The organism is Acidovorax sp. LjRoot129 (genome assembly GCF_964253765.1).
GTDB lineage: Bacteria > Pseudomonadota > Gammaproteobacteria > Burkholderiales > Burkholderiaceae_C > Acidovorax.
In genome coordinates this window covers 3889758-3902928 of sequence record NZ_CAXUSE020000001.1, presented here as the reverse complement: position 1 = coordinate 3902928, position 13171 = coordinate 3889758, and the positions used below count along the sequence as shown (strand labels likewise).

The window sequence follows — 13171 nt, the reverse complement described above, 5'->3', positions numbered from 1 at the left end:
TCAGTCCCAGAGGTTGATGGTTGGTCGGGTGGTGGGGGCAGGGGCGTCGGGAAGCTGAACCAGATCACCGGCGGCCAGGTGAACGCCTTTTGCTGCAAGGCCAGGGTTCATGGACAGCGCCGCTTCGACGGTGCCGCGTGTGGTCCCGAGGGTGCGCAGGCAGATTTGGTCGAGCGTTTCGTGGTCGCGCGCGATGGCCTGCGGCATCAGATCAGCTCCACGGTGGTGCGGCCGATGCCCAGGATGTCGGAGATGGCCCAGCGCATGGCCTGGCGGTGCGTGTCTGCGCGGCTCTCGATTTTTTCCTTGATGCGGTCGCCCTTGCCGTCACTGGAGGGCGTGGTGCTGATGTCGCGGTAAGCCTCCGCCAGGTCTGCCTGCACGTGCGAATAGACGGCGTGCAGGTAGCGTGATTCGTTCTCGCTAGAGCCGTCCAGCTCATCACCGGGCACGGCCGACAACGATGCATAGCCCATGGCTTGGTGCGCATCACGCCAGGCGCGCAGCTCGCCGTTCACGCTGCGCAATGCCGCCACCAGCGCGAGGCGCAGGCGGTCGGGCGTGACAGTGCCATCCAGGCGGCAGGCCTTGCGCAGGGCTTCGGGCGAGATAGCCGGAAACCACGGATGGTTTTGCACCGGCAGCTCTGCGCCGACAACAGGGGGTTTGGCGGTGGCAACGAAACTCACAGTCAGGCCTCGGTGTAGGAATTTGGTGGCGGTGGTCCGGGTGCGTTGATCGCTGGGCTTGCGCCCTTGGGTCGCGGCACCCGGAGCCGCCAGGGTGCGGGGTACGCTCGGTCAGGAGGTCGGCGCGGCGTTCTTCAAACGCCGCTCCAAGCGCTCCATGTCTTTTTTCACGCCGACTTGCGCGAACAGTTCGTTTGCGCGGGAGAACTGCGCCATGGCCGCGCGGGCCTTGGTTTCGTCCACCGTTGTGTAGTCAGGTGTTGTCGTTGGGGTGCGGCCCACCAGGGCATAACCAATGGCCTTGAACAGCTTGGCGCGGGCTTGGTCGGGTGCGTCGTGGGCTTCGGTCAGCTGCGCGACTTCTGCGAGCACGCGCACGGCCTCATCGCCGAACAGCTTGCCGTCCAGCGCCGCAGTGGCGGCCGTGTCGATCAAGATGACGGCTGGCGTGCGCGAGTAGTCGGCGGGCATCGCCAGACCGTTGGCGATCACATAGCCGGCCAGCTCCAGGGCTCGCAGCCAAGAGCCGGTGTCCATGTGCCACACCATTAGCGTGACCAGCACCATGTCGTGCCCGCCCTGGCCGCCAGCGAGCGCGCCGGTCAGGTATTCGTCGTACACGGCCAGCAACTCGCGCTTTGCCTCGATCTTGCGTTCCACCGACTGGATGCTCTTGAGCAGCCGTTTGTGTTCAGCAAGCTGGCGCAGCATCAGCTCGTAGGCGGTGCCCCGGACCTCGTGGCCGTGGGGCGCCGCCCTGGCCGACAGCTCGGCCAGCACGCGCAGTTTGTGGGCTTTCGCGGGGGATGTCATGGGAACCCGCTCAGACCAACTCGATGTTTTCGAGCAGCACGGCCTTGCCCAGGTTTTCCACCACGTAGGCTTCGTTCACGCTCTCGTAGTTCTCGTAGCGGTCGCGCTTGGCGTTGTCTGTGAACAGGCGACGGCGGGTTTCCTCCTGCCAGTAGATGGACAGGTTGTCCCAGCTGGTGATGAGGATGGAGCTGCCCGGGAAGAAAGGCACCTGCGCGGCCTGCACGTTGCCGATGCGCTTTTGAGCCATGACCACCTGAGAGGCCAGGGTTTCAGACGGCGCCTGTTTGACATTGACCAGCGGGAAATACTTGTCATGCAGCAGCTCGCCGCCGACCATTGCCACCAGGCTGGTGTCGCCTTGGAACCAAGGGTCCAGCAGCGTCATGGCGTCAAACACCAGAGCGTCGAGGTTCTTGTAGTGCGCGCCGGCAGCGTCGCCGACCTTGATGGCGCCAGCGCCCACGGCGCCTTCGTCCATGACGCGCTCGGGGGCCGTCTCGCGCAGCTGCTGCAGCCAGCCTTTGTTGACGTCCTGCAGCATGGGGTTGGCGGCAATGTCAGTTTCAGCAGCCGCGGCCGTACCGTTGAAGCCGATCATGATGCGGTCGAGCGCCTGGCGGATCACCAGGGAGTCGCGCACGCGGGTTTGGAAGTCCTTGAACTTCGCCCACATGTCGAGCTTTGCGTATTCCAGGTGGGTGTCGAAATTCGTTTGAAAGCAGTGGTATTGGGTGCCGTCCAGCGCTGTCAGGTCGCGGGTCGCGCGGTCCTTCAACTTGGTGTTGGTGCGACTGGCAGAGGGGCCGCTGATGCCTAGGCCCAGTTTCGCGCCCTGCTGCTCGCGGACGGGGACGATGTTGACGCGCTGGAGAACGTCAGAAGACTCCTGTATTTTGGTTTCCAGGGTCTGCGCCACGGTCGGCGCCACCGTGAATTTTTCATTGGCGCTGGCCACGGAATTGATGGAGGCGATCTGGGCGCAGTAGGCCGCGATGGCCTGGCGGGTAACGGTGTGCATGTCGGTGTTCCTGGGTGATGGATTGGGGATTTATTGGGGTGGATTGGGAGCGAGTGGGGATCAGCAGTCGGTCTTTGCTGCGCCGTCACCGCCGCTTGCTGGTGGGCGCGTGGTGAATCCCGACTCGGGGGTTTCTTCAAGGCGTTTCACCAGGGCGTCGTGCTTGCCCGACAGCTCGGTGTAGTTCTTGGCCAGGGCGTCGTGCTCTGCTTTCAGGTCGTCGTGTGCCTTGTCCTGCGCATCGGCGTAGATGCCGAAGGCCTCAAAGCCCTTGAGCACTTCGGCAAAGCGGGTGTCGTCGTCTTTCGCCCGGCCCGTGAAGCGCTTCACCAGGCCATCGAGCACGGCGGAGAACTTGGACGCCTTGGGTTCGGCCTCGGGCGTTTCGTCTTCCTCGAAAACCAGTTCGGTGTGCACCGCTTCACTGAACAGCGCGCCGGCATCGCTCTTACGCTTGGCGAACGGGCTGGCCTCGGGCTTTTGCGCAGCGAAGGTCAGCACCTCGGTGCCCAGGCTGGCCGGGCTGTCGGTCACACCCAGTCCGGTGAGGTAGGCCTCGCCCGAGTCGGCGAATTTGGGGTGGACCTCGATGCTGGTGTAAATCTTCTGGCCGGCCTTGTTCATGGCCACCAGCTCGGGCAGCGGCTTGATCTGCGCGAACAGTGCGCGCTTGCCGTCTTCCACGTCGCGGGCCTCGACTGCAAGCACGTCGCCATGGGCACGAAACGGGCTGTCGGCATACAAGCCGCGCATGTGCTCCACCCACACCCGGGCGCCGTACTTCGCGGGATCGAAGTTCTTCGCCATCTGGTTGATCTGGTCGCGGGTGATGGCGCGGCCGTCTGTGGTGGCGCCTTCGGTCGCCACGCGGAAGTAGCGCGATTTGAGCGGCTTTTCAGTGCTGGCCGCGGTGGTTTTGGATGCCATGGTGCTGGGTTCCTCGGTTGCGTTGAGAGCGATGGTTTGCAGTAGCTGCCATCGTCTCGCCGTCGCGCGAACCCATCAATGAATGCCGCATGTGCGCCGTTCAGGCACATGCAGTAGGGCTGGGGAGCGTGTGCTTTTTCACAGGTGGGCGGCCCAAACTTGGCCCCATGCCTGCTGACGCCATCGCCAAAGCCTTGCCCTTTTCCACACTGCCCGGTCCCGGCCTGGCGGCCGATAAGCGCCGTGCGGCGCGGCACCTGTTCTGGCAGGGGTGGGCTGTCACGACCATTGCGGCATATATCGAGGAACCGCGCTCCACCGTGCAGGGGTGGAAGGATGCCGAAGGTTGGGACAAGGCGCAACCCGTGGAGCGGGTCGAAGCGGTGATTGAAACCCGCATGGCGCAGCTGGTCATGAAGGACAACAAGACCGGGGGCGATTTCAAGGAAATCGACCTACTCGGGCGCCAGATTGAGCGCCTGGCCCGCGTGCACAAGTACGAGAAAACGGGCAAGGAAGCGGACTTGAACCCGGCGATCAACCGGCGCAACGACAGGCCCAAGAAGCAGCCCGAGCGCAACCACTTCGACGAGAACGAGCACCAGCAGCTGCTGGACTGTTTCGCCGGCTCTCTGTTCGGATATCAGAAGGTCTGGCGCGCTGCGCACGACGAGCGCACGCGCTTCATCCTGAAGTCGCGGCAGATCGGCGCAACGTGGTACTTCGCCCGGGAGGCACTGGCCGATGCGCTGGAGACTGGGCGCAATCAGATTTTCCTGTCGGCATCCAAGGCCCAGGCGCACATTTTCAAGCAGTACATCATCGCCTTTGCCAAAGAGGCGTGCGGTGTGGAGCTGTCGGGTGACCCCATCGTTTTGAGCAACGGCGCGACGCTGTATTTCCTCGGCACCAACGCGCTGACGGCGCAGGGGTACCACGGCAATTTCTACTTTGACGAGTGCTTCTGGACGCGCAAGTTTGACGAGTTGAACAAGGTGGCCTCGGGCATGGCCATGCACAAGCACTGGCGCAAGACCTACTTCTCCACGCCCAGCAGCATCCAACACCCGGCCTATGCGCTGTGGAGCGGGGACCGCTACAACCGCAAGCGCGCGAAGGCCGAGCGCATCAAGTTGGATCTGTCGCACACGCACCTGGCCGGCGGCTTCACGGGCGAGGACAAGATTTGGCGCCAGATCGTCACGATCTTGGATGCCATGCACGGCGGGTGCAACCTGTTCGATATCGAGGAACTGCGCCACGAGTACAGCCCCGAGGAATTCGCCAATTTGCTGATGTGCGGATTCATGGACGACACGTTCAGCATCTTTCCGTTGACTGAGCTGCAGGCCTGCATGGTCGATAGCTGGGTGGAGTGGAGCGATGTGCACCAGCTGGCGATGCGGCCTTTTGGCTTTCGCCCGGTGTGGGTCGGATATGACCCTTCGCGGTCCGGCGACTCGGCCGGGTTGGTGGTGCTGGCGCCCCCGGCCGCGCCCGGCGGCAAATTCCGTGTGCTCGAAACGCTGCAGTTCCGTGGGCTCGATTTCGAGGCCCAGGCCGAGGCCATCAAGAAGATCACGGAGCGCTACAACGTGGCGCACATCGGCATCGACACCACCGGTATGGGGCGCGGCGTGTACGAGCTGGTCAGCAAGTTCTACCCGGCGGCAAAGGCCATCAACTATTCGGTTGAGGTGAAAACCATGCTGGTGCTCAAGGCCAAAAACATCATCAGCAAAGGCCGTCTGGAGTTCGACAACGGCGCAACGGGCATCGACCTGGCGCAGGCGTTCATGTCCATTAAGCGGACCTTGACCGCTAGCGGTAGCCAAGCCACCTACACAGCCGGCCGCACCGAACAAACAGGGCACGCGGATTTGGCATGGGCCTGCATGCACGCCCTGGATAACGAGCCTTTGGAAGGCACCACCGGCACCAATCAATCAAGCATGGAGATTTTCTGATGACAGCTGGCATGAGCCTGGCCGACAAGGCCGCCACCAACACGCCAGGGGCGGGCGAGCGCTCGCAGATCGAGGCCTTCACCTTCGGCGAGCCCGCGCCAGTGATGCAGGGGGAGATGCTGGACTACGTGGAGAGCTGGATCAATGGGAAGTGGTACGAGCCACCCCTGAGCTGGGACGGCCTGGCCAAGTCGTTCCGCGCGAGCCCGCACCATGCGAGCGCGCTCTATGTGAAACGCAACGTGCTGGCCAGCACGTTCAAGCCGCACAAGCTGCTCGACCGGGCGACGTTCAGCAAATATGCGCTGGACTTTCTGACCTTTGGCAACGCCTATCTTGAGCGGCCTCGCAACAGGCTGGGCGGCTCTTTGCCCCTGCGCCACGCGCTGGCGAAGTACATGCGGCGCGGCTCTGAGCTGGATAGCTACTTCTTCGTGCAGGGCCACAAGACCGAGCACGAATTTAAACGTGGGGCGGTGTTCCACCTGATGGAGCCGGATGTGAACCAGGAGGTGTACGGCCTGCCCGAGTACCTGGCCGCTCTGCAGTCGGCCTGGCTCAACGAGTCGGCCACCTTGTTCCGGCGCAAGTATTACAACAACGGCTCGCACGCCGGCTTCATCCTGTACCTGTCGGATGCGGCCCAGCAGCAGGGCGACGTCGATGCGCTGCGCGATGCGCTCAAGAAGAGCAAGGGGCCGGGCAACTTCAAAAACCTGTTCATGCATGCGCCCAACGGCAAGAAGGACGGTATCCAGGTGATACCCCTGTCCGAGGTGGCCGCGAAGGACGAGTTTTTCAACATCAAGAACGTGAGCCGCGACGACCTGCTGGCGGCCCACCGCATCCCGCCCCAGCTCATGGGCGTAGTGCCCAGCAATACCGGTGGCTTTGGCGCAGTGCGGCCGGCCGCCGAAGTCTTCGCCCGCAATGAGATCGTGCCGTTGCAGGCTCGATTCAGCGAGCTGAATGCTTGGCTGGGCGACGAAGTGGTGCGTTTCGACCCTTACGTGGTGGGCGTGGGCGACGCAGAGGCCGGGTAAGGTCAGTTTAGGAGCTTGCCGCCTCGCCCCAGCACGCCCTCGGCAACGCTCAAAGCGTGCTCCTCCGTAGGGTAGGGGCAGCTCTCAGGAAGTTCAATCTCGCTTCCGTCTAACAGTTCGATTGCTGCGATGCGCCATTCATCGGCACTGACTTTGAGCAACCTAATCCAATAGGTTTCCTTGCCGTCTGGCGTCCGTCGTCGGTACTCGGTGGTCAGCATCTTCCGTATCTCCCTGAATGACGCAGTAGCCTCGCCATGTCCAAAATTACCTAGTGCAAACAAGTTTGCAAGTCATGGCGCTGAGCGTCAAGCAGACGACTGCCATTGCCTACCATCCCTTCGAACTAACACGAGGCCACTGGCTAGGGGCGGCGAAGCCAGCCCCGCAGACCCTCGCAGCCTCACCTTAAGCCGACCCGTCAACTGCCCTGGCGCGCAGTCGAGACCCCGCCGCGCCTGCCCTCTTGATAGGCTGAATCTGCCGACCCTGCCGACCCCAGGCAGCGCAAGGCTTGGTGCGGGCTCGCGGCCGGTTTTCGACAAGTTTCGAGTGACGGGATTTGCCGGATTTCGTCAGTTGCCTCACTCCATTTGCCTAACCTGTTGAAACATCGTCGGCTCGGAAGTGAGACCGTTAACGCTGCCGTCGCCGCCTAGGCGGAAGTGAGCGTTTGGGAGCTGAGCGATATGCAGAAAGGATGGGAGCAATTGAGCGGGCAGCGACAGCGTGCCAATCGCCCGCCCTTCGTCTAAGGCAAAAGAGGGGGGCGGCAGTGCTGGCGAGTTCGAAAAACCGATGACTAGGCATGTTCGAACTGCGCCCTCGCGACCCCCTGTCAATTCGATAACCCCCGCAGCGTCTTGAAGGACGTAATCCATTTCAGGATCGTCATAAATGACTCCACCAGCCAAAGCGGCTACACGCACGGAACGGACTTTTGTAACTACCCCCGCAGCCCATTTTGGTGACAGATCGGACGGGCGAGGGTAACTGCTCGGGTTATAGCGACCCGGTGCGTCTTTCAGAATATTTTGCATGAGAGGTAATTTCCATGAGGCGCGTAACAACTGTTGTCAGCCCGCTTTGATTTTTCAATTGCTTACAGGGCCCGTGGAAGCGGTGGCCGAAGTGGAATTACTTGCCCCATCAACTCCAGGCAGCGGTACCGCCCACCAACCCTGCTTGAAATAGCGCTGGTCTACATTCCATTCCTGGCCGGTAAATCTCATGCCCCCCTCACACCTTCGCAGCGTTGCATGCCTGAGTGTGGGAAACATCATGGAAGGCCCAGATGCCTCCGGAAGGGGGAGGAGATCCGCATGGCAATACGGCATGCCTGTCTTAGGGTGGTTGGTCCGGTAGACCAGCCAGCCGTGCACTCCGTTCGCCTGTGCTACATCAGGCGCGAGACGGACGCCCCTTCCGTCGTAGAGACGGTAAACAATGCAGTACACCGGCTCAAAAAGGAATGCGTTCCACCTCGAATCGGCACCCTTCGGCATCACCCACATCCTTTAATGCCGCTCGACGTGCTGCCGTACTCGCGACCCCCCAACGCCGCACGACAGCGAGCTGATCCGGCGAAAAGGAACCCGGGGGCGATGACTGCAGCAGCTGCAGAGTGTCCAGCGTGGCCGCCACTTCTTCGGGGGTGCCAATGACTCGCTCGAGTTCCACGGCATAGCGGGTTTCAATCTTGATCCTGTCGGCCGCCAACAGGTCTTCGGGGTAGTCGCGCAATGCGACGGAGTAGGTAACTTCAAGGGTGTTCATGGGGTGGCCTCCTGTCTCAATACTGTGAAAATATACAGTGTTTGAGTGGCCTCGCAGCCCTCTTTTTTGCACTTTGCGCTAGCCCGCGCAGGGCCTACGATCCGTGCTATCTCAGCAGGAGCAAGCATGTGTACTCGGTACATCTCCCCCAACGAATCCGCAGCTGAACGCGAGTGGCGGATTGACGCACGCAACCATGGACGCATCTTCAACAAGGTGCTGCTGCCCGGCGGCCGTGGCCTGTTCATCAGGTGTCCTAAAGGGGCGGCAAGCGGCAGAGAGATGCTGGCGGGCCGGTGGGGCCTTATCCCAGCGTTTTCTGACAAAGCCGATCACAGGTACTCCACCAGCAATGCTCGGTCCGAGGAACTGTCCCGCAAAGCCAGCTTTAAGGGGCCGTGGCGGCAAAGTCAGCGCTGCATCATTCCCGCGCTTGAGTTCATCGAGCCAAACTGGGAATCTGGCCACCATGTGCCTTGGGCGTTTAAGCGTGCAGATGGCGGCCTATGGGGCCTTGCTGGCATCTGGAGCACGTGGATAGACCCGCGCACGGGCGACGAGCACGAGAGCTACAGCATGCTGACCAAACACGCGAACTCTCACCAGCTGATGAGCCGGATGCATAAACCTGAGATGGACAAGGCAACAAAACGTCCGCTGCCGCCCGAGCAGCAGGACAAGCGCAGCGTCATTCCCATTGAGCAAGGCGACGTGGATACGTGGCTGGCCGGCACTGTGGACGAAGCGCTTGGGCTCCTTCGGCTATCGCCCGCTGAAGCTTTCGACGCAGGTCCCGAGGCCGGCTACACACTCATCCAACCCTCATTGTTCTGAAGGTATCGACCTGCTCTTGGGTGCCAAGATCACCGGCAGGGACACCGGCGCTCAGTTCATGCTGTTTCGTCATGAACTTGCCTGGAATTCGCACCCCGGTGGGAACCGGCCAAAACACTGGATATGAGACACCCCTCTTCAAATGAAAAGGGCACTGGATATGAGACGCGTCACATAAAACGTCTCATAACGCAGGCAAGAAAAAAGCCGCCGCTATCGATTTGATAGCTGCGGCTTATTTAGCCTTGCGGCTTGGCTTGGTGGGTCCTGAGTGACTCGAACACTCGACCTACGGATTAAGAGTCCGCTGCTCTACCAACTGAGCTAAGAACCCAAACCTTTTAATGTTCTGACTGCATCGCTGCAGAGCCTCGAATTATGCACCAGTTTTTTGCTGCCTTGCAAGTAGGGCTTCAAAATTATTGCATTGCGTTGCGGCTCGCCAGCTCCACGAACAGGCCGCTGTGGTCCAGCTCGCCCAGCCCGTGCTCGACGCCTTCCGTATACAAAGCCTCGAAAAGCTCGGTGATAGGCGCATCAAACCCGATCTCCCCCGCAGTCGCCAGGGCATTGCGCATGTCCTTGAGTTGCACGGCCATGCGGCCGCGCGGGGCGAAGTCGCGTTCCACCATGCGCTGACCATGCAGCTGCAGGATGCGGCTGTCGGCGAAGCCGCCGCTGATGGCTTCGCGCACCTTCGCCATGTCGGCACCTCCCTTGGCTGCAAACAGCAACGCCTCTGCCACCGCGCCGATGGTGATGCCCACGATCATCTGATTGGCCAGCTTGGTCAACTGGCCGGCGCCGTGCGGCCCGACATGGGTGGCGCGGCCCAGGGCCGAGAACACGGGCAGGGCGCGGGCAAAGTCCTCAGGGCGTCCCCCGACCAGGATGGCCAAGGTGCCGTTCTCTGCGCCCACGGTACCGCCTGACACGGGGGCGTCCAGGTGCGTGAGGCCCATCTCCCCCAGGCGCGCTGCGTGGTCACGCGCTTCGCGCGGCTGGATGGAGGCCATGTCGATGAACAGCGCGCCCTTGCGCATGGCGGTTGCGGTGCCCGAGTCGAACAGCACCTGCCCCACCACCGGGCCGTTCTCCAACAGGCTGACCACGATGTCGGCCTGCTGGACAGCGCTTGCAGGCGTGTCGTGCACGGTGATCCCGATTGAGGCCAAAGGCTCGGCCTTGGCGCGGGTGCGGTTCCAGGCGTGAACCTGATGGCCGGCTTCGCTCAGCCGGCGCGCCATGGGGCGGCCCATCATGCCGATGCCAAGGACGGCGATACGAAGCGGTGTGGAAGTCGTCATGGCGTTATCTGTCGAGGGTTGTCGCTCTGTGCATCATGTGCCTTTTTGCCGTGTCTGCCTGTCACCGAGCTTGCAGCAGCGCCCGATTGGCAAGATGATTCTGCTGCCCCAAGGAGACTTTTCATGAGCCTGCCCCTCAATGACCCCGCGTGGTTGGAGCGCATGTACAACAACCGCGCCCTGGTTCCTGACCACATGGATTACCTGCAGCGCTGGGCCGAAGACTCAGCGCGGGTGCGGGCCAGCCAACCCTGCGTGCTGGACGTGGCATACGGCACGGGTGCGGGAGAAAGCCTGGATATTTTCCCGGCCGCGCGCACCGCCCCTGAGGGTGTTCCGGTGCTGGTGTTTATCCACGGCGGTTACTGGCGCGCACTCGACAAGTCCGACCATTCCTTCATCGCCCCGCCGTTCACGCAGGCCGGCTTTTGTGTGGTGGTGGTGAACTACGCGCTGTGCCCCGGCACGCCCGAGGCGCCGGTCACCATTCCCCACATCCTTCGGCAGATGGAAAAGGCGCTGGCCTGGGTGGCGCACCACATTGCCAGCCATGGAGGGGACCCGAAGCGCATTACCGTGGCAGGGCATTCGGCAGGCGGCCATCTGGCCGCGATGCTGTTGACCAGCGTGTGGCCGTTGATCGCCAACGGCCTGCCCGACGGGCTGGTGCGCAATGCGCTGTCGATTTCGGGCATCCACGATCTGGAGCCGATCATGTACACCCCCATGTACCAGGCCGCGCTGAACCTGACGGAACAGCAGGTGTTGCAATACAGCCCTGCACGCCTGCTGGAGCCTGCCACCGGCACGCTGCATTGCGCCGTGGGCGCGGATGAAAGCCCCGAGTTCCTGCGGCAGAACCAATTGATGCAAGACGCCTGGGGCAGCCACTTTGTGCCCCGCAGCGTGAGCTTGCCCGGCCTGCACCACTTCAGCATCGTGGACGCGTTGGCCAAGCCGGGGCACGACCTGCACCACATGGCGCAAAACCTGCTGCGATCGTGATGCAGGGCCTGCGCAGCAGGCCACCGGCGCCGAGTTACATCAACAGGTGCTCGCCCGCGTTGTCGCCGCCCAGGATCACGTAGTTGACCTTGCGGATGTCCATCAGCTTCTTGCCACCGGCGTAGCTGATGGAGCTTTGCACGTCCTGCTCCATCTCGACCAGCGTGCCGGCCAATGGACCCTTGACGGGCTCCAGGATGCGCTTGCCTTCGACATGCTTGTACTCGCCCTTGTTGAAGTCGCTGGCAGAGCCGTAGTACTCCTTGAACAGCGCGCCGTCGACCTCGACCGTCTGGCCGGGCGACTCCTCGTGCCCTGCGAACAGCGAGCCGATCATCACCATGCTTGCGCCAAAGCGAATGCTCTTGGCGATGTCGCCGTGGCTGCGGATACCACCGTCGGCAATGATGGGCTTGGTGGCCACGCGCGCGCACCACTTGAGCGCCGACAGCTGCCAGCCACCCGTGCCAAAGCCTGTCTTGAGCTTGGTGATGCAGACCTTGCCCGGGCCCACGCCCACCTTGGTCGCGTCTGCACCCCAGTTCTCCAGGTCGATGATGGCCTCCGGCGTCGCCACGTTGCCGGCGATCACAAAGGCCTTGGGCAGGTGCTGCTTCAGGTAGCCGATCATGTTCTTCACGCTGTCTGCGTGGCCGTGGGCGATGTCGATGGTGATGTACTCGGGCGTGAGGCCCAAGGCCACCAGCTGGTCCACGGTGTCGTAGTCGGGCTGCTTCACGCCCAGCGAGATCGAGGCGTAGCAGCCTTGTGCGTGCATGTCCTTGACGAACTGCACGTTGTCCAGGTCAAACCGGTGCATGACATAGAAGTAGCCGTTCTGCGCCATCCAGGTGCAGATCTTTTCGTCCACCACCGTCTTCATGTTGGAGGGCACGACGGGCAACCGGAACGAGCGGCCGCCCAATTCCACGCTGGCGTCGCATTCCGAGCGGCTTTCCACCCGGCACTTGCGCGGAAGCAAGAGAACGTTGTCGTAGTCGAAGATTTCCATGAGATTCCAAGCTCCATAAAAGGACGCAACCGAACAATTTCGGCTGCGGCGGGCGCTTGGCTTTCAGACCGGTTCCGTGGGTGCGGGCCGAGGAGGCCGCTCCGATCCCCGCAGTGCGCGGGCACAAAAAAACCGGGCGTCAAGAAACTTGGGCCCGGTGATTGATTCTACCCGCCTGTCCCCGGGGCCCTATAACCGCATCGGTATGACCGGTATCACCGGCAGGTTGATTGCGCTGCGGCAATGGTGCGGCCCTGGGCATCCTCTACCCAGCCCACCATGCGCAGGCGCTCGGACTGGGCACCTTCGGGGATGCGCATGGACCGGGCCTCCATCCATTTCATATGCTCTTGTTTTGATAGCGTATTGCGCTTGTTCCACGTGCCGTGGAGCATGTTTCTGACAATATTTCGAGAGCTGGCGGTGCCATCGGTGCCCGCGGGCACGGCCTCTACCAGCACCAGGTAATAGTGAAGGTCACCCAGCGCCGCGCCACGGCTCCCCGTATTCCGCCGCGCCGGATTGAAGTGAATCGACGCGCCCACATAGTCATTGAACGGAATCCCGTGCGCCACGCGCAGCCCCGCGTTGCCTCCAGCGGCCTCGACCACGGCGGTGTGCACATCGGTGGCGGTGGGTGGCTTGCGGCCCAGGGCATCGAGCCGGTCGAGCGCGTCGCGCGTCGCAGCGGCCGACAGCGGGGCGTCGTCACCCAATGCACCCGGCGCGATCCAGTCGAGCACCACGGTGCCACTCGTGGCAGATGGGGCCGGGACG

Annotated in this window: 15 protein-coding genes and 1 tRNA gene; 4 read left to right on the top strand and 12 right to left on the bottom strand. The window is 62.5% G+C overall.

Features of this window, described 5'->3' with window-relative positions; genetic code table 11:
• From ACSQ3Q_RS17865 to ACSQ3Q_RS17845, 5 genes are all read right to left on the bottom strand, one after another.
• The gene (locus ACSQ3Q_RS17865) at positions 1–207 is read right to left on the bottom strand and encodes a tail protein X (RefSeq protein ID WP_436135669.1); all 207 of its coding nucleotides are present in this window, start codon (positions 205–207) and stop codon (positions 1–3) included.
• On the bottom strand, positions 207–689 hold the full coding sequence (locus tag ACSQ3Q_RS17860) for a head completion/stabilization protein (protein WP_436135668.1): 483 nt from the start codon (positions 687–689) through the stop codon (positions 207–209). The genes ACSQ3Q_RS17865 and ACSQ3Q_RS17860 overlap by 1 nt, the downstream gene beginning before the upstream one ends.
• Before the next feature lie 111 nt (positions 690–800).
• Positions 801–1502: a phage terminase small subunit gene (gpM, locus tag ACSQ3Q_RS17855; protein ID WP_436135667.1), complete on the bottom strand. Its 702-nt coding sequence runs from the start codon at positions 1500–1502 to the stop codon at positions 801–803.
• A 10-nt stretch (positions 1503–1512) separates the two neighbouring features.
• Positions 1513–2523 (bottom strand): phage major capsid protein, P2 family, encoded by a 1011-nt coding sequence (locus ACSQ3Q_RS17850; RefSeq protein WP_436135666.1) that lies wholly within the window; start codon positions 2521–2523, stop codon positions 1513–1515.
• 60 nt (positions 2524–2583) lie between these two features.
• Entirely contained in the window at positions 2584–3450 is an 867-nt protein-coding gene (locus tag ACSQ3Q_RS17845) for a GPO family capsid scaffolding protein (RefSeq protein WP_436135665.1), read from the bottom strand.
• Positions 3451–3617: 167 nt separating this feature from the next.
• On the opposite strand from ACSQ3Q_RS17845, the gene ACSQ3Q_RS17840 reads away from it, so the two are divergent.
• Both ACSQ3Q_RS17840 and ACSQ3Q_RS17835 read left to right on the top strand, forming a co-directional pair.
• A complete protein-coding gene (locus ACSQ3Q_RS17840; RefSeq protein ID WP_436135664.1) occupies positions 3618–5417 on the top strand; it encodes a terminase large subunit domain-containing protein in 1800 nt (599 codons plus the stop codon).
• 11 nt (positions 5418–5428) lie between these two features.
• Complete coding sequence (locus tag ACSQ3Q_RS17835; RefSeq protein ID WP_436137031.1) at positions 5429–6460, top strand: phage portal protein; 1032 nt, start codon at positions 5429–5431, stop codon at positions 6458–6460.
• Between the two features lie 2 nt (positions 6461–6462).
• On the opposite strand, the gene ACSQ3Q_RS17830 is transcribed toward ACSQ3Q_RS17835, so the two are convergent.
• The 3 genes from ACSQ3Q_RS17830 to ACSQ3Q_RS17820 form a co-directional block, all read right to left on the bottom strand.
• Positions 6463–6681, bottom strand: a complete 219-nt coding sequence (locus ACSQ3Q_RS17830) for a hypothetical protein (protein WP_436135663.1) — start codon at positions 6679–6681, stop codon at positions 6463–6465.
• Between the two features lie 363 nt (positions 6682–7044).
• Positions 7045–7500, bottom strand: a complete 456-nt coding sequence (locus ACSQ3Q_RS17825; protein WP_436135662.1) for a hypothetical protein — start codon at positions 7498–7500, stop codon at positions 7045–7047.
• Positions 7501–7921: 421 nt separating this feature from the next.
• Positions 7922–8236 (bottom strand): hypothetical protein, encoded by a 315-nt coding sequence (locus tag ACSQ3Q_RS17820; RefSeq protein WP_436135661.1) that lies wholly within the window; start codon positions 8234–8236, stop codon positions 7922–7924.
• 126 nt (positions 8237–8362) lie between these two features.
• Between ACSQ3Q_RS17820 and ACSQ3Q_RS17815 the strand changes: the two genes are divergently transcribed.
• Positions 8363–9070, top strand: a complete 708-nt coding sequence (locus ACSQ3Q_RS17815) for an SOS response-associated peptidase (RefSeq protein WP_436135660.1) — start codon at positions 8363–8365, stop codon at positions 9068–9070.
• Between the two features lie 258 nt (positions 9071–9328).
• Here ACSQ3Q_RS17815 and ACSQ3Q_RS17810 read toward each other — a convergent pair.
• Both ACSQ3Q_RS17810 and ACSQ3Q_RS17805 read right to left on the bottom strand, forming a co-directional pair.
• A tRNA-Lys gene (locus ACSQ3Q_RS17810) sits at positions 9329–9404 on the bottom strand.
• A gap of 85 nt (positions 9405–9489) precedes the next feature.
• Positions 9490–10377: an NAD(P)-dependent oxidoreductase gene (locus ACSQ3Q_RS17805; RefSeq protein ID WP_436135659.1), complete on the bottom strand. Its 888-nt coding sequence runs from the start codon at positions 10375–10377 to the stop codon at positions 9490–9492.
• A gap of 123 nt (positions 10378–10500) precedes the next feature.
• Here ACSQ3Q_RS17805 and ACSQ3Q_RS17800 point away from each other — a divergent pair, with 123 nt between their 5' ends.
• Positions 10501–11382, top strand: coding sequence for an alpha/beta hydrolase (locus ACSQ3Q_RS17800; RefSeq protein ID WP_436135658.1), 882 nt, complete (start codon positions 10501–10503; stop codon positions 11380–11382).
• Between the two features lie 34 nt (positions 11383–11416).
• Here the strand turns inward: ACSQ3Q_RS17800 and ACSQ3Q_RS17795 are convergent, their stop codons facing one another.
• Positions 11417–12394 (bottom strand): GMP reductase, encoded by a 978-nt coding sequence (locus tag ACSQ3Q_RS17795; RefSeq protein WP_436135657.1) that lies wholly within the window; start codon positions 12392–12394, stop codon positions 11417–11419.
• 215 nt (positions 12395–12609) lie between these two features.
• On the bottom strand, positions 12610–13140 hold the full coding sequence (locus tag ACSQ3Q_RS17790; protein ID WP_436135656.1) for a hypothetical protein: 531 nt from the start codon (positions 13138–13140) through the stop codon (positions 12610–12612).
• Positions 13141–13171 lie beyond the last annotated feature (31 nt).

Excerpts from the sequence above, each read along its gene's own strand:
- ACSQ3Q_RS17865 (WP_436135669.1), bottom strand. The coding sequence starts at position 207 with ATGCCGCAGGCCATCGCGCGCGACCACGAAACGCTCGACCAAATCTGC.
- gpM (WP_436135667.1), bottom strand. The coding sequence starts at position 1,502 with ATGACATCCCCCGCGAAAGCCCACAAACTGCGCGTGCTGGCCGAGCTG.
- ACSQ3Q_RS17850 (WP_436135666.1), bottom strand. The coding sequence starts at position 2,523 with ATGCACACCGTTACCCGCCAGGCCATCGCGGCCTACTGCGCCCAGATC.
- ACSQ3Q_RS17845 (WP_436135665.1), bottom strand. The coding sequence starts at position 3,450 with ATGGCATCCAAAACCACCGCGGCCAGCACTGAAAAGCCGCTCAAATCG.
- ACSQ3Q_RS17840 (WP_436135664.1), top strand. The coding sequence starts at position 3,618 with ATGCCTGCTGACGCCATCGCCAAAGCCTTGCCCTTTTCCACACTGCCC.
- ACSQ3Q_RS17835 (WP_436137031.1), top strand. The coding sequence starts at position 5,429 with ATGAGCCTGGCCGACAAGGCCGCCACCAACACGCCAGGGGCGGGCGAG.
- ACSQ3Q_RS17830 (WP_436135663.1), bottom strand. The coding sequence starts at position 6,681 with ATGCTGACCACCGAGTACCGACGACGGACGCCAGACGGCAAGGAAACC.
- ACSQ3Q_RS17825 (WP_436135662.1), bottom strand. The coding sequence starts at position 7,500 with ATGCAAAATATTCTGAAAGACGCACCGGGTCGCTATAACCCGAGCAGT.
- ACSQ3Q_RS17820 (WP_436135661.1), bottom strand. The coding sequence starts at position 8,236 with ATGAACACCCTTGAAGTTACCTACTCCGTCGCATTGCGCGACTACCCC.
- ACSQ3Q_RS17815 (WP_436135660.1), top strand. The coding sequence starts at position 8,363 with ATGTGTACTCGGTACATCTCCCCCAACGAATCCGCAGCTGAACGCGAG.
- ACSQ3Q_RS17805 (WP_436135659.1), bottom strand. The coding sequence starts at position 10,377 with ATGACGACTTCCACACCGCTTCGTATCGCCGTCCTTGGCATCGGCATG.
- ACSQ3Q_RS17800 (WP_436135658.1), top strand. The coding sequence starts at position 10,501 with ATGAGCCTGCCCCTCAATGACCCCGCGTGGTTGGAGCGCATGTACAAC.
- ACSQ3Q_RS17795 (WP_436135657.1), bottom strand. The coding sequence starts at position 12,394 with ATGGAAATCTTCGACTACGACAACGTTCTCTTGCTTCCGCGCAAGTGC.